This is a genomic window from Pseudoalteromonas sp. meg-B1 (assembly GCF_003173795.1).
In the GTDB taxonomy this organism is placed as follows: Bacteria; Pseudomonadota; Gammaproteobacteria; order Enterobacterales; family Alteromonadaceae; genus Pseudoalteromonas; species Pseudoalteromonas undina.
Window position 1 is genome coordinate 272,886 of record NZ_QGQU01000002.1, and the last position, 22,652, is coordinate 295,537.

The 22,652-nt window shown below is 39.1% G+C and carries 21 protein-coding genes; 11 read left to right on the top strand and 10 right to left on the bottom strand.

Annotated features, from left to right (window positions below; genetic code table 11):
* Positions 1 to 57 precede the first annotated feature (57 nt).
* Positions 58 to 471, bottom strand: a complete 414-nt coding sequence (gene arfB, locus DK924_RS09750) for an alternative ribosome rescue aminoacyl-tRNA hydrolase ArfB (RefSeq protein WP_010388730.1) — start codon at positions 469 to 471, stop codon at positions 58 to 60.
* 175 nt (positions 472 to 646) lie between these two features.
* Between arfB and DK924_RS09755 the strand changes: the two genes are divergently transcribed.
* Positions 647 to 976, top strand: a complete 330-nt coding sequence (locus DK924_RS09755) for a hypothetical protein (protein ID WP_109875031.1) — start codon at positions 647 to 649, stop codon at positions 974 to 976.
* On the opposite strand, the gene DK924_RS09760 is transcribed toward DK924_RS09755, so the two are convergent.
* The 3 genes from DK924_RS09760 to DK924_RS09770 all read right to left on the bottom strand — a co-directional run bounded on the left by DK924_RS09760 (position 963) and on the right by DK924_RS09770 (position 5,594).
* Positions 963 to 4,181: an SdrD B-like domain-containing protein gene (locus tag DK924_RS09760; RefSeq protein WP_109875032.1), complete on the bottom strand. Its 3,219-nt coding sequence runs from the start codon at positions 4,179 to 4,181 to the stop codon at positions 963 to 965. The genes DK924_RS09755 and DK924_RS09760 overlap by 14 nt on opposite strands.
* 3 nt (positions 4,182 to 4,184) lie before the next feature.
* Positions 4,185 to 4,952 carry a molecular chaperone gene (locus DK924_RS09765; protein ID WP_241773569.1) on the bottom strand — a complete coding sequence of 256 codons (768 nt, stop codon included), beginning with the start codon at positions 4,950 to 4,952 and terminating at the stop codon, positions 4,185 to 4,187.
* Positions 4,953 to 5,084: 132 nt separating this feature from the next.
* Positions 5,085 to 5,594, bottom strand: coding sequence for a hypothetical protein (locus DK924_RS09770; protein ID WP_010388724.1), 510 nt, complete (start codon positions 5,592 to 5,594; stop codon positions 5,085 to 5,087).
* Between the two features lie 1,012 nt (positions 5,595 to 6,606).
* Between DK924_RS09770 and DK924_RS09775 the strand changes: the two genes are divergently transcribed.
* The 3 genes from DK924_RS09775 to DK924_RS09785 are packed head-to-tail and all read left to right on the top strand — an operon-like array spanning position 6,607 to position 8,875.
* Positions 6,607 to 6,951 carry a hypothetical protein gene (locus tag DK924_RS09775; RefSeq protein ID WP_054201497.1) on the top strand — a complete coding sequence of 115 codons (345 nt, stop codon included), beginning with the start codon at positions 6,607 to 6,609 and terminating at the stop codon, positions 6,949 to 6,951.
* On the top strand, positions 6,948 to 8,537 hold the full coding sequence (locus tag DK924_RS09780; RefSeq protein ID WP_109875033.1) for a PepSY domain-containing protein: 1,590 nt from the start codon (positions 6,948 to 6,950) through the stop codon (positions 8,535 to 8,537). The genes DK924_RS09775 and DK924_RS09780 overlap by 4 nt, the downstream gene beginning before the upstream one ends.
* Positions 8,534 to 8,875 (top strand): DUF3325 domain-containing protein, encoded by a 342-nt coding sequence (locus DK924_RS09785; RefSeq protein WP_055012639.1) that lies wholly within the window; start codon positions 8,534 to 8,536, stop codon positions 8,873 to 8,875. Before DK924_RS09780 ends, DK924_RS09785 begins: the two co-directional genes overlap by 4 nt.
* A gap of 221 nt (positions 8,876 to 9,096) precedes the next feature.
* On the opposite strand, the gene DK924_RS09790 is transcribed toward DK924_RS09785, so the two are convergent.
* Positions 9,097 to 9,630 carry a lipocalin family protein gene (locus tag DK924_RS09790; protein WP_055012638.1) on the bottom strand — a complete coding sequence of 178 codons (534 nt, stop codon included), beginning with the start codon at positions 9,628 to 9,630 and terminating at the stop codon, positions 9,097 to 9,099.
* Positions 9,631 to 9,698: 68 nt separating this feature from the next.
* Between DK924_RS09790 and DK924_RS09795 the strand changes: the two genes are divergently transcribed.
* Positions 9,699 to 10,154, top strand: coding sequence for a YaiI/YqxD family protein (locus tag DK924_RS09795; protein ID WP_010388718.1), 456 nt, complete (start codon positions 9,699 to 9,701; stop codon positions 10,152 to 10,154).
* Position 10,155: 1 nt separating this feature from the next.
* Positions 10,156 to 10,686, top strand: a complete 531-nt coding sequence (locus DK924_RS09800; protein ID WP_010388717.1) for a DUF6942 family protein — start codon at positions 10,156 to 10,158, stop codon at positions 10,684 to 10,686.
* Positions 10,687 to 10,708: 22 nt separating this feature from the next.
* Here the strand turns inward: DK924_RS09800 and DK924_RS09805 are convergent, their stop codons facing one another.
* Positions 10,709 to 11,350, bottom strand: a complete 642-nt coding sequence (locus DK924_RS09805) for a LysE family translocator (protein ID WP_054201493.1) — start codon at positions 11,348 to 11,350, stop codon at positions 10,709 to 10,711.
* A 114-nt stretch (positions 11,351 to 11,464) separates the two neighbouring features.
* Between DK924_RS09805 and DK924_RS09810 the strand changes: the two genes are divergently transcribed.
* Complete coding sequence (locus DK924_RS09810; RefSeq protein ID WP_226916194.1) at positions 11,465 to 11,908, top strand: Lrp/AsnC family transcriptional regulator; 444 nt, start codon at positions 11,465 to 11,467, stop codon at positions 11,906 to 11,908.
* Positions 11,909 to 12,198: 290 nt separating this feature from the next.
* On the top strand, positions 12,199 to 12,408 hold the full coding sequence (locus DK924_RS09815) for a cold-shock protein (RefSeq protein WP_008110773.1): 210 nt from the start codon (positions 12,199 to 12,201) through the stop codon (positions 12,406 to 12,408).
* 100 nt (positions 12,409 to 12,508) lie between these two features.
* Here DK924_RS09815 and DK924_RS09820 read toward each other — a convergent pair whose 3' ends face one another.
* The 4 genes from DK924_RS09820 to DK924_RS09835 all read right to left on the bottom strand — a co-directional run bounded on the left by DK924_RS09820 (position 12,509) and on the right by DK924_RS09835 (position 18,372).
* Entirely contained in the window at positions 12,509 to 13,165 is a 657-nt protein-coding gene (locus tag DK924_RS09820) for a class I SAM-dependent methyltransferase (RefSeq protein ID WP_055012635.1), read from the bottom strand.
* Positions 13,166 to 13,174: 9 nt separating this feature from the next.
* A complete protein-coding gene (locus DK924_RS09825) occupies positions 13,175 to 16,825 on the bottom strand; it encodes an AAA family ATPase (protein WP_109875034.1) in 3,651 nt (1,216 codons plus the stop codon).
* A complete protein-coding gene (locus tag DK924_RS09830) occupies positions 16,822 to 18,069 on the bottom strand; it encodes an exonuclease SbcCD subunit D C-terminal domain-containing protein (RefSeq protein WP_109875035.1) in 1,248 nt (415 codons plus the stop codon). The genes DK924_RS09825 and DK924_RS09830 overlap by 4 nt, the downstream gene beginning before the upstream one ends.
* Positions 18,070 to 18,135: 66 nt before the next feature.
* A complete protein-coding gene (locus DK924_RS09835; RefSeq protein WP_010388711.1) occupies positions 18,136 to 18,372 on the bottom strand; it encodes a hypothetical protein in 237 nt (78 codons plus the stop codon).
* A 404-nt stretch (positions 18,373 to 18,776) separates the two neighbouring features.
* On the opposite strand from DK924_RS09835, the gene DK924_RS09840 reads away from it, so the two are divergent.
* The 3 genes from DK924_RS09840 (at position 18,777) to DK924_RS09850 (ending at position 22,561) form a co-directional block, all read left to right on the top strand.
* Positions 18,777 to 21,209: a M1 family metallopeptidase gene (locus tag DK924_RS09840; RefSeq protein WP_109875036.1), complete on the top strand. Its 2,433-nt coding sequence runs from the start codon at positions 18,777 to 18,779 to the stop codon at positions 21,207 to 21,209.
* A 2-nt stretch (positions 21,210 to 21,211) separates the two neighbouring features.
* Positions 21,212 to 21,706, top strand: coding sequence for a DUF6702 family protein (locus DK924_RS09845; RefSeq protein ID WP_109875037.1), 495 nt, complete (start codon positions 21,212 to 21,214; stop codon positions 21,704 to 21,706).
* Between the two features lie 237 nt (positions 21,707 to 21,943).
* Positions 21,944 to 22,561, top strand: a complete 618-nt coding sequence (locus DK924_RS09850; protein ID WP_054201489.1) for an HAD family hydrolase — start codon at positions 21,944 to 21,946, stop codon at positions 22,559 to 22,561.
* The last annotated feature ends 91 nt before the right edge of the window (positions 22,562 to 22,652 follow it).

Consider the following 22,652-nt stretch of genomic DNA (forward strand, 5'->3'; position numbering starts at 1 on the left):
TTAAAGGCTGCATTCGCAGCCTTTTTTATGTGCTTAACCAGAGTCAGGTTACTTAAGTTACAGCTTAATATTACCGCGGAGAGCTTTGGTTTGGCCGTGTTTGGTTTTTTTATCCATACGTTTACGCTGTGAGTTACGGCTAGGTTTGGTAGCACGACGTGCCTTATTAACCTTTGTGGCGCTTAAAATTAGATCTTTTAGCCGTTTAAGCGCATCTTCCCTGTTGAGCTCTTGAGTGCGGTGGCTCTGGGCTTTAATTATCAATACCCCTTCTTTGGTGATCCTTGAATCTTTTAAAGCAAGTAATCGTTCTTTATAAAACTCGGGCAATTTAGAGCGGTTTATATCAAAGCGTAAGTGTATAGCACTGGCTACCTTATTAACATTTTGTCCGCCAGCGCCTTGCGAGCGAATAGCGCTTAGCTCTACTTCCCATTCATCAATGGTTACGCTGTTTGAAATAGTTAACATAGTGCCCCGTTCTTTTTGCAAAAAATGTATTATAACATCAGTACATTGACTTGTGGTGATTCAACTAATTAGATAGGCGGCCATTGCTATTTACAATCTAATAATTGCTAAATAAACACATAAAAAAGAATTTACTCTACACTTACTATATTGTTTTTTAATTCGCTTTAATTATATGAAACAAATATCTATTTTAATGCTTTTGGTATGTATGCTCGCTATTTCGTATGCTGTTTATGCCAAATCATCTCAAACGTTTAGTGCTGGTGTAATTGCACAAGAACAAGTTTATCCAATTAAAGTGTTACCTTTGGGTAATTTTCAACGCTGTTTTGTTGTTGCTGCGCAAAAAGAAGATGCGCTGTATTCTGCCTGTTATATTAAAAAGAGCGCGCAATCGATTTGGGTTGCCGAATCCGCGGGAGCGCGTTGTGAAATAAAATGTGAGTCGCATTTAAACAGTGATGGCAAAACACAGGTGCAGTACTTTACTACTGATTTATAGCAAAAATGCTGTGCCAAGGTTTCTTTATCGCGGTGGTGAGCCCTTTTATTTGTTTAACCACTTGCTTATCACACGCTGTTTGCTTTGCATTATGCGGCCCTGACAGCATCAAATAATGGGCTTCACCTTTTATTGCTTGCTTTGCTACGAACAGTGATGGATTTTCCCTTAGCAGTTTTTTATTAACTGATTTTTCAGAGGTATATGCTACGTACTGGCAAAAGTAAGTCTCAGTTTTTTGGGTTTGCATATCGCCCCACTCCCCTATTTTTCGCCACTGTGGTGAGGCATATCGCCTTGCATCAATCATAAAGCTGCCATGAAGCGCCGGTATTGAATAAACATCATTAATGGTTTGCTGTGCTTTAGCTGCATTATTATATGGGCCTGCAACGAGGTAATAGCTATCACGGTTTTCATGTTTATATAACTGCAAAGCATAGGCTGCTTTATCAATTTTATTCGCCACAATAAGTGCCGATTGAAACTTTTTGAATACGCCTAATTGCACAAAATAAGGCGTGTTTTGGTTTGCTTTAGCTGCTGTTGTTGGTTGCTTATTTAAGGTCTCAGCGTTATTTGTGTATACAATGATGTCTTGCAGTATTATGGTATCGCCGCTTTTTTCAGTGATGATCTGCTCGGGAAGGTTTTTTATGGTTATGTTTTCTGATAGCTGCTCATTTTTTTCTATTTCAAGAATATAACTTCCTTGAGAAACATTAGAAAAATAATAATAACCATCATATTCAGTGACCGTTGAATAATGCTTTTCGCCGCTCTTTTCTTTAAGTACAACCGTCAGTCCTGCGATAGGTTTACTCTTTTCATTGCTCGATAGATAGATAGTCCCCTCAACCTCGTTGTAGATAACTAAAGGAATGTTTACTTTGGTTTGCCCGCCTCTATGAGCCAATGTTTTAATTTTCCCTAAAGAGGGCTGCAAGTAAGGATTAGACAACGAGCGTAAATTAACATCTAAAACTTGGCCACCGTAACTGCTTGGCAGCAAGACCTTTCCGTCATTATTTGTGTATTTATCTCGCCATAGGTAGTTGCCAGTAAAATTAACGTCTTGAATTGGCTCATCGCCTTGGTCAAAGATTTCATTTTCATTCCAATCTATGAACGAACTAACTTCTATTTGCCCGGAATTTAATGAGCGAGGAGTGTCAAAGTTAAAGTCTGCTTCTAAATGATCAAAACTAAATGTGCCATTTAAACCTAAAGAAAAGCGCCAATCACCTTGATTATCGACTTGCCCTGATACTTGTATATTAAATATCTCATGGCGGTATGTATACTGATGACTTAAAAGCGTATTTGCTGCAGAGTTAGACTGATATGTCAGCTGGGTTTGATTGAAGGTGCTTTGTGTTTGTGGCCAACGTAAACTACTTCTCAAACGAGTAAGTTCTGCGCCATTATTAGTCTGCCAATCTAAGGTGTTGGTCCATTTCCAAGAGGCAATATCCATTGAAGAATAAAGCCGGTTTATTAGGTTATTCGTATCGTCATCATAAAATAGTTGGCTTGACCATGTTCCTCCGATATAACTTTTATTGATACCTAATGAGAGTCGGTTTTTAGTGTTGGTATTTTCACGTACTTCATTGCTCCATCTCATATTCCAGTTAAGGGAGTTAAAGAAATCAGTCCGACCATTTAGGCTCAATAACAGCCTATTTTTGAGTGAGTTCTCTTGTGCTACAAATAAAGCGCTAGAAAAGTCATTAAGGGCACTGTATTCAGCATTAACACTGATGTCGTTAAAAAGTGTATCAGAAAGTAGGCCTCTAAAGCCGGCAAAATAAGCATAGCCAGCATCGAGTTGTTTTGTGGCTAGAAAACGGTAACTGCCGTGATCTGTAAGTGTATTTAGCCCCGATGATAGGTAGCTGCTGTTATCTTGGTCAGTTTGCAAATGAGTAACTTGAGCGTCATAAGTGATAAATTCACTAATGCCATATGATAGATTGCTTTTAAAGGAATTGCTCATCGCTGTTGAAGCGTTATTAGATTGATTAAAAACGCTTTTATCTGCTTCTAAAAACTCTACTTGATAGCTTATTTTTCCGGGCGATAGAGCGTCTTGTCCTATTGTATATTTTTGAGTACGTGTAACTTGCTCGCCTTGTGAGCCAAAAAGTTTAATTTCAAAAATATTGTTGCCGTAAAACGTTTCAACATCGGTAAATCGAACCAAATTTTCGTCGTTAGCTTGAGTAGTGGCAATAAATTGACCATTTCGATACAGCTCCGCTTGCCAGCCCGGTAATGCGGGTTCTTCAATGGTAATGGTTGAAAAGTTTTGTGCCGAATGTGGGTTAGCATTTGAAATATAAAATCCCCGACCTTGATTTGAGCTAGTAATAAGCTGATCTGATTGAGATTGAATATCTCCCAATTGGTAGTGAATGCGTGCCAGTGAGTGATCTTGTTCACTTAAATTAAAGTCTTTAGTTACTTTTAAAAAGGTATTAGCGGTGTTTTCGTTTTTGTTGAATCGTAGTTCAGCTCGATGATGAAATAAGTCAAAGTAGCTATTAAGCCTGAGCAGCCCCTTATAACGATTATTAGACGATTTATAGCTTGCTGATAACGAATATTCAGATACCGGATAGGTCAGCGTTTGGTATTGGTCGTCTATAAAGTGATCGTATTGCAGTACTTTGGACTTAATTTGTTTTGTAATACCACTTGTTATTTGGCTGTTATTATAAGTAAGCAAGCTACTAGAAAATGAAACCTGCATCAGTGAGTAATCAAAGCGCGAGTCGGTATTTAAAAGTGTATTTATGACAGATAAATCAACATAGTGGTCGTAGTCATCGACAGCCCACAATGAAACATTTTCTGAGGGAGCTAAAGTTGAGGAAAGCTCAGTATTAAGCACCAGCTCACTTGAGTCAACTTTAGCAACCAGTGTATTTTGTGACACATTTAAGCTAATTCCCATAGTCGATTTCAGGGCGCTTATGGGCAATAGCAACTTATTTGATTTTGAATAGTAGGCTTCTAAATCTGAGACAACTGAACGCCCATTTACCCTGACATTTATAATCACAAAAGCCTCCTCATCAATAGGCCATTGATAAAGAGTCGGTAACTGCTTGGCGATGATTGCTTTAGGTGCAATTAACAGTAATGTACAAAGTAATAAGCGAGCCGCTAAACCACAGCCTAATGCCCTTATGTTTAGCACTTTCTATTTGATATTAATAGGGATCGCTAACTCGATTTTACCGCCGTAAAGCTCGTTTTCTTTGTAATTGAGTGTCAAAGGTCCTGTCACTGGAGCTTGTAAAGTGATGTATACCTTTCGACGAGATAGAGGGGTATAAACGGCCACATTGGCTATTTCACCAACCATTACATTATTCTCATCAACTAATTCAAAGTTTCCATACACAGAGCGATTCCCTGTGAGTGTTTGCCAAAATGTTAGAGTCGGGCGCCCATTTTGAGTAATTAATTGCGGGTTTATTAATTCTGAGTCAGCCTCTAATTGGCCATGACGAACGATAACAGGCACGCTGTAAGCAACCTTAGGCCTAATACTTATTCCATCAGCGTCAGGGTTTTGTGATTCAGAGGCTATGATTTTAAGCACCGCCCTGTATTCGCCAACAGCAAGCTCAGCTTTTTTGCGAACGGTCATTCTGATAGCTTGCATCCCTTTTGGGGCAATAGTGCCGCGACGTGGTGAAAACCGTAGCATGTTTTTGGCAGAGCGTCCTTCAACTTGTTGCGGAGTAACATCTATAAGCGCTCCTTCTTCGGTCATATCTTTATGGGTAACAACAAGTTTAAAATCGAGATTTTTATTAGAGGTATTGCGGATAAGTAGTGAATTATTTTTAGTGCGTCCATCGAAGTATAAACGGTATTCAGACAGCGCAAGGTTGGCACTACAAATTTCAGGTAGTAAAAGAGTTAGGCAAAGGGAAGCCCAACAAAAAAGTTTAAACATCATGGGACAACTCAACAACATGATAATAAAAAGTGGAGCGCGATGCTCCACACATTTTATTTTTAATGCGCAATTGCGCAAAAAAATAAACTGAGACTAAATTAGTAAATTACTATTGCCTCAGCTTTCATAGTCTTATTGGAAAGACACATCTACAGTGTAATCTACAGTGTAAGCAGCGCCCGCTGTCAGTGTAGAATCAACGGTCATATCACCATATACATTAACGGTAATATCTGTTGCACTTGCATCAGTAGTGAAAGGAGACGCAACATTGTCAGCAGTTGTTACACTGGTTGTTCCATCTGTAGCCGTTGTTACTGGAGCAAAAGTTAAGTTAGTGCCTGTGCTTCCAGATACAGTAATATTCATTGCTGAATTTGGCGCTAAACCAGATACAGTAATTCCACCTAATTGAATGTTTGCATCTGACGCATCACAGTCACCCGATACAACGCCAGCATTATCCATCGTACATGTTGAACTTGTAGATAAGCGAATTTTACCAAAGTGCAGTGCGCTATCTTCTGCAAAAGTAGGCTCAGTCCAACCGTTTACACTTGCTTGAAATGTTTGGTTAGATGCAAGTAAAGAAGTTGATGAGATTGCTAGTAAAGCGGAAGCAGCAAAGATTTTTTTATTCATAGTTTTTCCATTTTTAAAAATTATTATTTTTTTACTTCCGTGCAAATTAGTTTAGAGGGTTATCTCAATCCATTGTTTCGGATTTAAACACAATTGTTATCAAAATGAAATCTTTTGTTAACGTTAAGGCTTTTTAAAAGAGATAAGCAATATGAAGTTATTAATTTTGACCAGCAAAATGCAACAAGAAAAATAACACCGATGTAAATTATATTTTAACGCTAGAGGGAGTTATTTTAAGGCATAGTCATAGTGACTTAATAGATGTTGAACCTATATAGATGTTTATAAACTATTTTTAATCTTTCAGAACCATCTTGTAGTTTTGTATGGTTGGAGGCCTGTACTTAAGGAGTAAAATAAAGTGGCTGCAACATCTATGCGACATGTTTATTTATTGAGCATAATTTACGCATTGCATCTCTATTGTTATTTGCTCAATTAAAATCATTACGGATTAAACCGCATTTATCAAAGATCAGATTTTTACTAACACGTCGGCTTAAAAGTATGAAATTTAATTTTCCAAGCCTGTTTTTTCATCGTTTTTGGTGGTTTTTTAGCCCTCTACGGTAATAAGTTAGTAAAAAATCGGTTTATATCAGTGGTATTTTATCCCTTGTTGGTAAAATACTGATCCAGTGTTATTTGAGGGAAATTTAAAGCTTAGAAGGTCTTTAATTATTAGCTGCTTGTATCAAACTTTCCTGTTAGGCCATTTAAAAACTGATTCATGAGAGTGCTTTAGCTAACTTTTAATTTCACACACTGACGTGTATTTACTGCGGCTTTATGTATTTAGTAGACAACAACAACGCATTCAGAACAAGCACTCACTCATACAGGTTATTTTATAGTTAATCTGTAATTCAATTGCAGATCACTATTTAACTAACTCAATTTAATGCTTATCACTGCATTCAAATACAAATAAGAATTACTATCTTTTGTATTTGTTGGCGTTATAATATCGCCATCTTTTTTAGCTATGTTTAAAAGGAATTTGCAGTATATGCAGGCCTCTAACCGTCTTTTAGACTTTCCCAAACCCGTATTTTCTATGTTATGGCAATTTATGCAGCGCTTTAACTATGAATTAGCGGTTTTATCGCGTTTTTTTATTGCCATTGTGGGCGGATATTTTTTTACTGCCGTCAGTGTGTCGCTGTTAAGTGTTGTGGTGCCGGTCTCTAAAGTTGACGCGGTTCTTTTAAGTGTGTCTGCGAGTATTTTAATTTATGCACTGGTGTTTATTTATAGTTTTTATGTTCAGTCGTTAAAAACAGTTTGGATCAGTATTTTACTAAGTATTGCAGTGCAATTTTTTATATTGTCGTTAATGAAGGGATGGTTATGAAAGGGAGTTTTTTTCGCTCAATGACCTGGTTACACACATGGGTAGGTTTACTCGTGTGTTGGTTACTGTATTTAATATTTTTTGCAGGCACCATCAGCTTTTTTAGAGATGAAGTTAGTTTATGGAATCAGCCAAGTATTCATAATATTGAGCAGCAGACAGACCGTATTGGCGCGCAAAAGCAACAAATAATAAGTGGCGTTGAGTATTTAAATACCCAAGCACCTAATGCCCCTAATTGGCGTATAACACTTCCTGAAGAGCGTGTACCCTATTTAACGTATGGTTATGCTAAGCCAAAAGAGCCTGAGCAGCGCAGAGCCTCTTTTGAAAATACCCGTTTAGATCCAAATAATATGCAGCCTTTAGCCCCTTTTACAGATACCCGAGGGGGAAATTTCTTTTATCGCCTGCATTTTGATTTACATTATATTGATGTAAAAACAGCGCGTTGGATTGTGTGTTTTGCAAGCTTGTTTATGCTTATTGCATTGATATCAGGGATAGTAATTCATAAACGAATTTTTAAAGATATGTTTGTTTTTAGAGCTAATAAAGGCAGTCGTAGCTGGTTAGATGTACATAATTTAAGTTCTGTATTTGCCTTACCGTTTCATTTAATGATTACCTATACCGGCATTATTACTCTGATATTCATGATATTTCCCTACCCCGCACAAACCGTTTATGAAAATGGAATACGTGGTTTTTTCAATGATGTTTCGCCAAGTAGTCCTGTAACAGAATCATTGCAAGGTACTGCACCTTTAGTGCCTATCAATACAGTTTTAGATCAGGTTTATACTAAGTGGCCAGAGGCTGATATAACTCGGGTAATTATTAATAAGCCGAATAAAGCCGCTGCAACTATTATGGTTTTGGTGAGCCCTGGAAAAACATTAAGGGATCAATCACCCCGTTTAATTTTTAGCGGAGCGAGTGGTGAGCTTGTTGCTCAAACTGATGATGAACTCACTGGCAGTAAGGCGCTATATGAATCATTAAACTCAATGCATACTGGGCGTTTAGCAGAACCATTATTACGTGTTTTATATTTTTTAGGCGGCATTGCCGGCTGCATAATGATAGCGACAGGCTGCATAATGTGGGCTAAGCGCTTACGCGAAAGAATGAAAAAAAATACTCAACCATCTTGGGGGCTAAAGCTAGTTGAAGGGTTAAATCTAGGAACATTGATGGGACTACCCTTGGCTACATCGGCTTTCTTTTTGGCTAATCGTTTACTCAGTAAACAGGTTGCTGAGCGCGCTGATAAAGAAATACTCGCTTTCTTTTTAACTTGGCTATGTGTGTTCATCATTGCCTTTGTAAAGCGTGACAAGTTGCAGTGGTGTGTGATGGCTGCCATAAACAGCATTGCTTGCTTTAGTGTGCCACTTGTTAATGCGCTAACAACACAAGGTAATATAATCAGTTATTTGCGTCACGAGCAGTGGGCATTATTTATGTTTGATAGTCTTTTTCTAGCGTTTGGTTTGCTGTTTTTGTTACAAACCGAAAAATTACGTACTGCTCTGCAAGCTAAAAAACCAACTCCAATAAATACTCAGGAGCAAAAAGTATGATTGTCTTGCTTCCTTTTAGCTTATGTTTGGTGGCTTTTAACTGCTTTGCGCTGGCTAAATTTAATCATTTTAAGGATGTTTTTAATAAGCGCCCCACTCAACAGCAGCGTTTGGTTTTATTGAGTGTTGCTTGGATCAGTATTTTACTAAGTTTGCTGTTATGTGTTAACGAATTACAAGGTTATGGTGGTTTGCAATTTTGTGGCTATATGACGTTAAGTGCTTTAATTGTAATGACTTTTTATAGCTTTTTGGTGAGGTTAACTAAACTTTTTAACTTACTCATATTAGTTATATTGGCCATGAGTACGTTATTTTTTGGTTTTAATGGGCTTTAGTTAGTAAAAACCTGATCCCAAAAAAACAGGCTAAATTGCGTAAAAAAAATGGCAAGCCATCAGGCTTGCCAATTAAAAAGGGGGATTGTCATTATGTCTTCACCTGCTTGTTTCTTTGCAGATGCAGTCACTATAGTCTTGCTTTATTTAACTTACCTTACAGTAAGGTGATCGTTTTATTACAGCTTAGACTATTTATCAATTCAACTTGTAAATCCCCTTTACAGCGCTTTTTGATTTACCCAAATAATTTCGTCAGTTGCAAAACCAAGCGCCTTTACTTGGCTTAAAAAGTGCTGCTTAAGCTCTTTGCTTACTGTTGGTGTGCGTGATAAAAACCACAAGTAATCTTTACTATAACTGGTAATAAACGCATACTGATAATCAGGCTGGTCAAGTTCAAAAATAATATAGGCGCCATAAAATGGGCCAAAAAAAGATACTTTAAAATGCCCTGTATCGGCATTTTCAACAAATTTAGCTATGCCTTCAGCTTGGTCCCACAGCTGCTCTTCACTAATAAACCCTTTGTTTAATACCTTTACTGTTCCATCATCGTTAATTGAATAAGTGGCTGTTACTTGCTCCATACCTTGTTCAAAAGAGTGGTCTAATCGTGCTATCTCATACCACTTGCCTTGGTACTTTTCTAAATCAAAGTTTTTAACAGGGGTTATTCCTTCCGGTGCGCTGGTACAGGCACTAAGTAAAAACATAGCGGTAATAAATAATGCGGTTTTAAAAGCGAGCTTCATGTTGTTTCCTTTTCTTTAGAAATTGCTATAGGATCGCTCTAATACTAAAGCAATTTAAAGAATTTAGCATGAAAATTTGGGTTGATGCTGACGCTTGTCCGGTGGTAATAAAAGAAATCTTATTTAGAGCTGCAGAGCGTACGCAAACAGAAACTATACTGGTTGCAAATCATGCCATGCGCATTCCACCGTCAAAATTTATTAGTCGACTACAAGTGTCATCAGGGTTTGATGTTGCTGATGATGAAATAGTTAAACGAATTGAAAAGGGTGATTTAGTGATCACTGGAGATATCCCGCTAGCTAGCGAAGTGATTGATAACGGCGGCCAAGCGCTTAATCCGCGCGGTGAGCTTTACACTCCTGAAAACATTCGCTCTTTACTAAATGTACGTGATTTTATGGATACTATGCGCTCAAGTGGCGTAGAAATGAGTGGTGGGCCGCCTCCATTGAGCCAAAGTGACAGACAAAACTTTGCTAACAACCTTGATCGTATTTTAGCGCAAAATAAGAGTAGTTAAGGTGAGCAGCCAGTTAATAGGGTTAGGTGATAATTCATTTAGAGTTGGCGTGTATGTAGCAAAAGCCCCACCTATGCCTTACTTTGAAGCACTTGCGCAGTTAGAGCCTGTGGCTAGTGGGCAAATAAATAGCATAAATCAGCACTGTGGCAATGGCTGGCGAAAAGTCTTTAATGTGTACGCCAAAGTGTTATTTGCGCTGCCAAGCGAGCATTACTCATTTGCTAAACAAGCAGTAAGCTGGCAAGCATATCGAGATGAGCTGTTGTTACAACAGCATAGCGGGACTGCTTTACTATTTAGCACACCGGTGCTTACTGAGAGTAAAAACCAGTTGCACATTATTGCTGGGCGAACTCACGCTAAAAACTTAATACAACAAGGTAAATTAAACGCCCAATTTGATTGGCTTGATGATGAGTTTGCTATAGATAAAAGCCAGAATATTATTGTGTGCCCCTATTTTGATTATAGGCAGCTGAGTAATATTAAAATTGCCCGTTTGAGTGAATTAGTGGCTCAGCTAAGATAAGCCACTTTCTTTTTTGCTACTGTTACACGACGTGAGTTAGTTTTTGTGCGCTATCAACTAGCATTAGTGAGCCCAAAATAAACAGTACACATGCCGATGCACGCCCAAACTTAAGCGACAATGCGGGATTGTTACTAAGGATTTTTCTGGCACTTATCCCTATTAACCAATACACCAACGCACAGCCTACTAAATGAATTACACTCAGTACCAGCAATTGTTCAGTGATAGAAAACGATAAAGTTGGCAACACAAACTGTGGTAACAAGGCTAAAAATAACAGCATTACTTTAGGGTTTAAACCACTAATAATAAAACCCTTTCTCATCCACTTTAGAGGGGTGTCTGAGGTGTGTTGTTGGCCATCGTTATAGGCAGCAGGCATAGGAGGAAATCGGTATAGTGATACGGCAATCCAAATTATGTATAAAGCGCCGAACAAGGTTAACAGCTTTATAAAAATAGCATGCGATGCTAATAGCGCACCTAACCCTACCACCACAATTAAACTGGCCATTAAATGCCCAAGTATTAACCCTGACACCGCAGGAACAATTTTATCGCCTGCTATTCCTGCGCTAATTGTATAAGCCCAATCGGCACCAGGGGTGAGAACAAACAAAATTGATACCAGCCAAAAAGAAAAAATAATATTAATATCCATAGCGCTATAACCTAAAATAAGTGAGTAGTTATTTTATTTCTTTCTGATGAGTAAAAGTTACTGTATTTTACTAATATAAGCGTTCATTTTAGGAAATAATTAACTATGGATACCATGGATAGGAAAATTCTTGCCGAATTACAAGTCGATGGCAGACTTACCCTCTCTGAATTGGCTGATCGTGTTGGGCTAAGCGTGTCGCCCTGTCACCGCCGTGTTAAAGAGCTTGAGAAAAGCAAAGCAATTGTGGGTTACCGCACCGAAATATCACCTGAGAAAGTGGGTTTAAACTTTTCTGCGTTAGTATTTATTACTATTAAAGAGGGCGATAAAGTGTCGTTAAGCAAATTAGAGCAAGCAGTGGATGCTATTCCTCAGATCACCAATGCTCAGCGGCTATTCGGTACACCTGATTACCTGTTACATGTCGTTACTAAAGATTTAGCCGCGTTTCAGCAACTCTACGATGACAAGCTATCAGCCCTACCAGGTGTACAACGTTTAACCTCAACCATTGTAATGAAAGATATTGTAAGAGCGCGTAATTTGCACTTTTAACAGGTTACGTTTTAACACGAAGTTTAAAAAGTTAAGCCGATGACGCTGTAAAGCCTATTATGAGAGGCTTTACAGTTGTATATAAAAATAAAGTATAAATAAAGCTTGTTATAAACTGTATTGCTGTTATTCTGCTTGCCATCGGGTTGATAGAAAGCCCAGTTTATTTGTAAGTACCACGTTGTTATTAGTAATAATCCTTCGCGATATCCTCAAGTTAAATGTTTGTTTTCTTCCTGTTAAACGCCTATTTTAAGGCAATTTTTTATTTATTTTTTTAGGATATTATTATGTCTAATACAACTACTGGTACTGTAAAATTTTTCAACGAAGCTAAAGGTTTTGGTTTTATTGAGCAAGAGTCTGGCCCAGACGTTTTCGCACATTTCAGCGCAATCTCAGGCGACGGTTTCAAAACTTTAGCTGAAGGCCAAAAAGTACAGTTCAGCGTAACTCAAGGTCAAAAAGGCCCGCAAGCTGAAAACATCGTTTGCATCTAATTTAAAGGGAGTGGGCTTTAAAGCGCACTCACCACGCTAAACTAACGTTAAGCGATAAAGCTAATATCAATACGATATTAGCTTTTTTTTTGCAAAAAATTTATACCACGTACCCACTAAAACCAAGTGCTTTAAAGTACAGTTTTGGAATGCCAAAGCCACATTCATTAAGTAACTCACTAAAACGCATCCGATCAAGCGGGTAAAACTCACGCTCTAAGTTATGTGCCATTTGCGTTTTTCCTGCTTCACTAAGGCCAAGCTCTTTGCATGTATTAAGTTGTGCCTCTCGTTCAAACGGGGTTTCTGGGCGCATTAAATCAGCAATAAATACTGGTGCAGATTTTTTAAGATTATTTTTAATCCCCTTTAATAACTGCTTCTTATCGCCGTTATCTTCAACAAAATGCATCACCAATAAACATAATACCGCGTCGGCTTTAACTTTTAATTTATCTACTGGTTGGCACTCAATGCTGATACGTGCATCAATACCTTGCTCTATAAAGCGTTGCTTAGCAATGGCTAACATGTCGGCCGAGGTATCTTGAGCGGTAAACTGCCATGTAGAATTAAGATTCGCCAGCGCTGCGATTTCTTTACCTGTACCTGCGCCTACCACTAAAATATGGGCGTTATCAGTTAACGTAGCGCTTAGCTGTGCGTTGGTTAGTTGATGTAATAGCTCGTAACCTGGGACTAAACGGGTAATACGGTTATCATACTCTTGTGCTTCTTCGCCTGTAAAAGTGGGCATACTATTTCCTTAAATTACGTTTATGGTGGAGTATCCACCCGGTTTTTTAGCGACATGAATTTGCGTTGCAACGCGTTCGCTCATTTCACTTACATGTGAAATCACACCGACCTTTCTACCTTGCGCTTGCAGTGAATCTAGCGCGTCCATTGCAATACTAAGTGTTTCACTATCTAGTGTACCAAAGCCTTCGTCAACAAATAACGAGTTAATTTGCACTTTGTTTGAAGATAAAGAGGCCAGCCCTAATGCAAGTGCCAACGATACTAAAAACGACTCTCCGCCAGAGAGTGTGTTTACAGAACGTTGTTCATCGGCCATATCGCGGTCAATAATCGCTATATCAAGTGAATCAGCTATTGCTGTGAGTTCGTAACGCTTATTCAGCGTTTTTAAATGGCTATTAGCATAATGTAGCAATATTTTTAGTGTTTGTGTTTGCGCTAAATTACGCATTGTTTTGCCGGTTGCATCACCGAGCACTTTATTAAGTAAATGCCATTGTTCTACTTGTTGTTTAAGCTTGCTTAGCTCAGCCTGCTTGCCCTCAAGAGCTTTTGCATTTTGGTTGTGCTGCTCGATGGCAGTATTAATCGTAAGTAAGTTATTGTGTAATTGTGTTTGCTGCACAGTTAATTGAGTTTGTTGCTCAATTAACTGTGCTTCGCTGTGTGCTGGCTTATTATTTTGCTGATGCTGCTCATTGGCATTTTGCTGTTGTTTTAGCGCGGCATGAGCATCAACTAATGCTTGAGATAACTGCTCGCTATGCTTTAGCTGCTCTTTAATATCGTCATTACTTATAGCCAGTAGCATCTCGATTTGCTGATGGCTAATATCAGCATAAAGCGCGCTAAACTCTTCAAACCAAGCACTATAGCGTGTTTCAAGTGTGGTTAGCTCTTGGCTGTTATCGGCGAAGCGCTGCTCAAGGTTTTTAAGCGTAATAGCGTGCTCATCGCGCTGTTTTACGGCGCTATCGTGTGCCTGTTGACTCTGATTTAATTCACTCTGGCACTGCTCTACTTGTCTATTCAGCTGAGCCTGGTAGTCATCAGCGCTAATCGTTTGGTTATCGAATAACGCTAAGCGCTGTTGCTGGGTATTGTTGTGTTGTTGCTGTGCCTGGGTTAAATCGTCGTTGAGCGTGCTAATTTGCTGCTCAGCTTTAGTAATAAGGGGAGTTAGTTGCTGCAGCTGTAAATTAGCGCTGTCTAATTGCTTTTGAGTTTGCTCAAGTTGTAGTTGCTGATGTTGATACTGCTCTACTTGCTCACCTAGCTCGCTTAGCGTTAACGCGCCGGTTTGCAATGTTTGCCAAAATTGACTGTTTTCAAAATGAGAATTCAGCTCACTTATAAGTGCTTCGCGTTGGCTCAGCAATTCCTGGTGCTTATTATTAAGCATGGTGAGCTGATTGTTCAGTTCAACATGCTGGGTATTTAATTGTTGCTGAGCAGTCTGTTCTTTTTTAACCGTGTTTTGCAGTTGGTTAACCGTTTCTTGCAACTGGTTTTGTTGTTTTTGTGCTGCAAAGTACTGCGCTTTTTGCTCGCTTAATTGTTTATGGGTGTCATCAAGCTGCTCAATGCTCAAGTCATTAAGATCTGTTTTAGCCGCTTGCATGGTGTTTTTAATGTCTAACATTTTGGCTTGGGCATCAGCAATCGCTTGGTTTTGCTGCTTATGCTCTGCGACTAAAACAGCATGCTGCGTTTGATGTTGATGTAGCTGGGTTTGTGCATCTAAGTGCTGCTGCTTAGCGCCAGTATAAGTATTTTCAAAGTCGATTATTAAGTTATTAAAAGATTGGCTTTGATTGTTTGCAAACGGGTGCTCAGTGGCTCCACAAACCGCACATGCCTCATTAGGCAGTAGTTGTGCGCGTAAATGCTCAACATGTTCACTCGCACGCAGCCGTGCTTGATTAAGCGATTGCTCGGCGTGTTTAAGTGCTTGCTCTTTTCTGCTTAATTGCTCACGCAGTGTGATGTTAGTTTGTTCACTCTGAGTTAGCTTTTCTGCTGTAGTACTTTGTTGCTGCACTGTATGCTTTAGTTCTTGATTAAATTGCCTATAACGCGCTCGTTGCTCTTTTAAATAATCAATATTTTTAAGCTGATTATCACACTGCTCAATATTGAATTGCTCTTGCTGTTGGGTGAGCTTATTTAGATTTTGTTGTTCAGTGCTTAGTGCGTGCTCTGCATGTTCTAACTGTTTATTTTGCTCGTTGAGCTTGGTAGCGAGAGTGCTTAGCTGCAAAGTAATAGTTTGCTTTTGTTGCTCGAGTGTTTTTAATTGCGTTGTGGTATTAAAAAACTGCTTAAAGCTGTGATTAAAATAGTTCCAATCAGTGGCCAATGGCTTTAGTTGATTGTTTTCTTGTAACCATTGCTGATGGTGAGTGCTTTGTGTTGTTGCCTGCTCCACGCTGAGATTATTTTGTTGTAGCTGCTGTTGTAACTCGTTTAATTGTTGCTGCTCTTTGGCTCTTTGTTGTGTCAGGCTTGTTATACTTTGCGTAAAAATAGCTAATTGACTGTCGAGCTTACGTGCTTTTGTTATGACTGGTTCAGCTGTTTGTTGTTGTTGTTTTGCTGTTGCTAATTCGCTTTGTTGTTTTTTAACCTTACTTGCTTGTTCATTAATAAGCGCGGCATGATCCAGCGCGTTTAATTCCTTTATTTGTGAATTTAACTGGCTGTTTTGCACCGTTAAGCTTTTAAAGCGTTGGCGATTATCTTTAATTTCAAGCGCACTTTGTGCTTGTTTTGCTTGCTCAGTTTGTGCTTTAACCGCATTTAGTGCATCACTTGCTTGTTGCGCGTTTTGTTGAGCCTCTGTTAATGCTTGCTCTAAACTGTGTGCTTGTTTATACCAATTAACACCCTGCTCTGTGCTGGCCAACGTTGTTTTTATGTGTTCAGTTTGTTTTTTAAGTTCATCAAGAGTGTGCTTCTTCTCACTTAGCTCTTCATCAGACAATAACGCATAACTGGCTAAGCTAGCTGTTAGTAATTCAAACTTATCTTTAACTGCTTTATTTCGCTCAAATATACGTTGACCAATTCGGCTAAATTTATCGGTGCCGGTAAGGCACTCTAAAAGTTGTGCGCGTTCATCGCCAGTTGCTTTTAAAAATGCGGCAAACTCATGTTGTGCTAGTAGCACTGCACGGGAGAATTGCTCAAAAGTGAGGCCTATTTTATTTTCAATGGCTTTTATAGTGGTACTTTTGTCGGCGATTAAGGTTTCATCAGGTAAGCTATGCAAAGTATGCTCTGCCACTTTTAGTTTGCCGGTTACTTTTTTATGCGTGCGTTGAATACTGTAGCGTGCTCTATAAAGTTGCTGATCTTGCCCGCTAAAGTCCACTTCCGCATAGCCTTCCCATTTCCCACGGCGCAATAAATTGCGGGCATCGTTAAGCTTTATGTTGTCGCCGTTAAAATCAATTAGGTTACCTTTGTCGCCTTTCAAACGAGCAGTTTTCGTATAAAGCGCTAAACAAATGGCATCAAGTACGGTACTTTTTCCCGCGCCGGTGTCACCTGTAATGGCAAATAAACCTGCGTCTTTGAGTGGGGATGCTAAAAAGTCGATTTCGGCATCAGCAATGGAGGCTAAGTTATGAATACGCACGGCGGTTATTTTCATAGTAGCTGCTCCTGTTCAAGTTCATCAATAACGTCGGTTAATAGTGCTTTTAATTCACTGGGTACGGTTTCTCCGGCCATATCTTTGTCGTTATTAAAGGCCTGTTCGAGCAAATTAATTGGGTTGAGCATTTCCACAAAGCTTAAATCCTCAAATACCGTTTCTGAAGAATTATTCACTTGCTGATCGCGTACCCGTTCTATACCACAAAAGTTAACCTGCTTGCCTTTTAGTGCTTGTTCAATTTGTTCACGAAAAGTGGTATCGATATCACTGGATTTTAGCTTTACTCGTAAATATGGCGCTATTTCGTATTGTTGTGTATCTAGTGCTTTTATTTGCTCGCATAGCTTGGCTAAAGGGACGCACTCCCCCTCGGGTAATACAATTACTTCAGCGAGCCTAGGAATGTAAAGGGGGTTTACAGTGGTGCTTAGCGGTTGGTCTTTTTGTACGTTAAACTCAACCACGTTGACTTGATGGGTATATTTCCTTTCTGAAAACGACATTGGAATAGGTGTACCGCTGTAGCGAATGTGCTCATTTTTAGCCACTAACTGCGCTTTGTGTAAATGCCCTAGCGCTACATAATTGGCATGCTTACCAAATACTGACGCAGAAATGGCTTCTTCACCGCCAATAACTAAGTTACGCTCAGAGTCACCAGAAATATTTCCACCTTTGGCATGCAAGTGACCCATAACAATTAAAGGCGTATTTTCAGCGTTAAGCGTTAACGCATGTTCAAGTGCCAGTTGGTAAGCTTTAGCAACGCCTTGTGCGTAACTAGGGCCATTCTCGCTCTGGCTAAGCGTACTTATATCGCTGGTTCGTAAAAACGGCATAGCGATTACTACAGCGTGTTTGTCGTTATTATTAATTGTTATTACCACGTCATTTGGATTGGCGGGATCAAACCGGCCTACAACATGGGTATCAAACTGGGCTAATAAGGGCTGAGCAGCCAAAATACGATTAGCAGAGTCATGATTGCCGGCAATTATGACCACGTGTAATTGTGGGCACTGTGCTTTGGCATTTTTTATAAATTGATAGAGTTGGTTTTCGGCGCTAGCACTGGGGGTGGCAGTATGATAAATATCGCCCGCAACAAGCAATAAATCGATTTGTTGGCTAACGAGGGTGGTTAATAACCAAGAGAAAAAAGCATGATGTTCATGACGGCGATCATGTTCATAAAATTGCTGACCTAAGTGCCAGTCTGAAGTGTGAAGAACTTTCATTTTGCGCTCTTAAAAAACCATAAGAGCGCCAATATACCCAAGGCAATTAAAGATGCAAGTATCGCTTTAGGTTAAAGTATACCAAGCAATAAAAATAACTGGCAAAGCTGCGAGCGCAATTGTTAAAGGCCACTTTAATGCCTTCGCTTTTTTGGCCTGTAATACTGCTAGTGCGTTTGTTTCATTACAAGCAGCCACTTTATCAATATACAGGTAGCCTGAGTTAATATACTGCTTACAATTTTGCACGTCTGCAGGTATTGCAATTAGTTTTTGCTGCTTTTTTAGGACATAAAAATCCATAAACTCACCACACTTAATACGACTAGTTAGAACAAAAAATATTTGAGAGAAACACTAAAAAAGTACCCTCAAATTAAAAAAGTGGGCGATTCTAATTACAAACCATAGTAAAGATCAACCTAAAACTGCGTTTTTTAGTATTTTTAATGAAAATAGCTGTGTTTTTTCATTTTATCTCTACTTTTAGTGATACTCAGCCTATTTTGTAAACCCCCTTTACAGCTTAGTTTTTTATGTAAATTGCTAAACAATTTAGTTAAATGTTGTTGTGTAAAACCGTGTTTTTTATATTTACATAAAGGTGTGGAATATCACCCTATAAAAGTAGGGTTTTATCGCTATTTTATTGAAGCTTAGCTGTAAATTTGTCACAGTAGCGTCACTAAAATCGATCAGGATTAACAATGAAGAAAAATTTATTTACATTGAGTGCGTTTGTATTGCCTTTGGCAATGGCGAGCTCTGTGATGGCCTCATCTGTTGAACAAACTAAAGGCAGTTATGTTGATAAGTTTCGTCAACTAGATGAAGCTTTGCCTACCCCTAATGTTTACCGCAGTGCCGCAGGTGCACCGGCAGAAAATTACTGGCAACAACGGGTTGATTACGATATTGATGTAAAGCTTGATGAGCAAAAGCGTCGCTTAACGGGGAGTCAAACAATTGAATATAAAAATAACTCACCCCATACGCTTAAATATTTATGGCTTCAACTTGACCAAAACATTTTTAAAAATGACTCGATTGCAGAAACCACGCAAACTTTTAAAAGTACCCTACAAAACGAGCCTGATGCTAAGCCTGCTAAATTAAGTTTAGGTGATTTACGTCGTCAGCAGTTTATGAACGACAATGAGTTGGGTTACACCATTAGCAATGTTAAAGATGAAGATGGTAAAGCGCTGCGTGTAACGGTTGTTGATACTCTAATGCGTATAGACTTAAACTCGCCGCTTAAACCGGGGAAAGATATTGAGTTTAGCATGGAATTCGCGTTTAACTTGGTTGAGGAAGATGCGGTAGGTGCACGTGCAGGTTATGAGCACTTTGAAGAAGACGGTAACGATATTTTCTTAGTGGCACAGTGGTTCCCGCGTTTAGCTGCGTATACTGATTACGAAGCATGGACCAACAAACCATTTCTAGGTAGCGGTGAATTCACCTTGGAATTTGGCGACTACGACGTTGAAATTACGGTTCCTGCAGATCATATTGTATCGGCAACCGGTAAGCTTGATAACCCTAGCTCAGTTTTAACCAGTACTCAGCGCAAGCGTTTAAAAAAAGCTGAAACAGCAAAACGTCCTGTATTTGTAGTTACTGAAGAAGAAGCACTCGAAAACGAAAAAGCCGGTACAGACAAAACAAAAACGTGGCATTTTAAAGCTGAAAACGTTCGTGATTTTGCATGGGCGTCGTCACGTAAATTTATGTGGGATGCTAAAGGTTACCAACAAGGGGGGAATGAGCAACCACTGGTTATGGCTATGTCGTTTTTCCCTAAAGAAGGTGGCGATTTATGGAAGAAATATTCAACTGAATCTGTGGTACATACCATGGAAGTATATTCAAAATACTCATTTGATTACCCGTACCCAACTGCACAGTCAGTCAATGGTCCTGTAGGGGGTATGGAATACCCAATGATCACTTTTAATGGTCCACGTACAGATTTACAAGACGATGGCACGCGTACTTATTCTCAAGCAGAAAAGCGCTTTTTAATCGGGGTTGTTATCCACGAAGTGGGGCATATTTATTTCCCTATGATTGTAAACTCAGATGAGCGTCAGTGGACCTGGATGGATGAAGGTTTAAATAGCTTTTTAGATGGTGTTGCTGGGCGTGAATGGGATCCAACCATTCCTTGGGGTGTTGAGCCACGTGATATTGTGGCGTACATGAAGTCTGAAACTCAAGTGCCTATTATGACGCAATCAGACAGTGTGCTTCGTTTAGGCCCTAATGCCTACACTAAACCAGCTGCAGCATTAAATATTTTACGTGAAGTTATTTTAGGTCGTGAATTATTTGATTTTGCGTTTAAAGAGTATGCACAGCGCTGGAAATATAAGCGCCCTACTCCAGCTGATTTTTTCCGTACTATGGAAGAAGCGTCAGGCGTTGATTTAGATTGGTTCTGGCGTGGTTGGTTTTACACCACAGACCATGTTGATATCTCGCTTGATAAAGTATATCAATTACGGTTAGACACCAAAAACCCTGATATCGACTTTAAACGTTTACGTGACATTGAAGCGAATAAGCCAAGCTCATTATTTGTTGAGCGTAATCGTGCTGAAGGTAAAAAAACCTGGGTTGAGAAAAATCCAGATGTAACCGATTTTTATGACGAAAACGATCGCTTTACGGTTACTAATAAAGAGCGTAATTCGTACAACAAATTTTTAAAAGGCTTAAAACCGTGGGAGCGTAAAACACTCGATCGCGCATTAGAAGAAGACAAAAACTACTATGTTATGGAGTTTTCAAATCTAGGCGGCCTAGTGATGCCGATTCTTTTAGAGTTAACTTATGAAGATGGCACTAAAGAAGAGCGTTACATTCCTGCAGAAATTTGGCGTCGTAACCACAAAAACGTACAAAAACTGATTATTACCGACAAAAACAAACCGCTCACCTCAGTAACCGTTGATCCGGGTTGGGAAACAGCAGATGTGAATGTAGAAAATAATCACTACCCACGTCGTATTATTCCTTCGCGTATTGAAGTCTACAAACGTGAAAAGAGTAAAGCAAAAGTAAGCCGCGATATCATGCAGGATATTAAAACTGAGCTGAAAAAAGACGAAAAAAATAACGAAGAGGACCAATAATAATGCGATTTTTGCTTATTATTGTTTGCTTTTTAATTGCTGCGCCGAGTATGGCGCATCAATTAAAATCATCCGTTACCACGGTGTTATTTAATCAACGAACTCACAATATTGAATTAATGCATCGCTTTTACTTACATGACACAGAGCATGCTGTTGGCAGTTTATTTCAAGGCAAAGTGGATATCATCAATAACAAGCGTGACCAAAAACGCTTTGCTAAATATGTTGAATCTCATGTTGCTTTGCAAACCTTAACGGGTGAGTCGCTCACACTTAATTATGTGGGTGCACAAGTTGATGGTAAGTTCTTTTGGGTTTACCAAGAAGCGACGATCCCCGATGAGATTGAAGGTGTTAAGATGAGTAATGGCGCATTGCGCGATTTATGGCCTGCGCAAGTCAATATGGTAAATGTTGAAGGGCGAGGAAAAGTAAAAACGTTAAACTTTAGTCAAGACGATACGTGGCTTGAAGCACGATTTGAAACTAACTAACCCACTGTGCACCTTTATAAGGTGCGCACTTTTTTGCTGTATAAATTAGCTGATCGCGTTAATTTACTTCATCGTAAAATCAATATAACAGTTGTTATTCAAACCCAAACTATTGTGTTATCAAATGAGCTATACTAAGAGGGCAATGGACTGAACTCTTTGTAATTGTCTATTGATATACTTTTTATATAAAGCAAATCCAGCAAAATGAGCTAATAACTTAGCGCAAGGAATGAAATGAAAACGCAAATTGAGGCAATCAAAGGTGTTATTTTTGATTTAGACGGAACCTTAGTATCATCAGAATTAAATTTTTCATTGATTAAAGCCCAAGTAGGTTGCCCTGCAGAACTAGACCTACTCGAATATATAGAGCAATTGCCCTCACCCTATATGCGTGAAGAAGCGATGAATATAGTGCATCAGCATGAGCTACTTGATGCGCAAACGGCGACCCTTTTACCCGGCGTTGTTGAAGCTGTTAACGCTCTGCGAGCAAAGAATATTCCTATGGCTATTGTGACTCGTAATTTTGATAAAGCGGCCACACTAAAGTTGCAACACAACCCATTGCCAATAGAAACGGTACTCACTCGAACTGAAGCGCCAGCCAAACCCGATCCGAGTGCTTTATTAATGATTGCAAGGCAGTGGTCCATGCCCGTTGATAACGTTATTTACGTTGGTGATTATTTATATGATATACAAGCGGCCCATAATGCAAAAATGCGAGCCTGTTTATATGCTCCCGATGTAACCCCTGCGTATGCCGAGCAAGCCGACTTTGTGATTCATGCTTTTGATGAATTAGTGTCGTTAGTTGAAAGTTACGCTGAAAAAGTGGAGTTATGTTAAATTGCACTGTATTTCATTTCGCTAATAGCATAACGGGTATTATTTAAATTAATACCCCGCTGCTTTTGCGCAGCATAACATGTTGAACCAC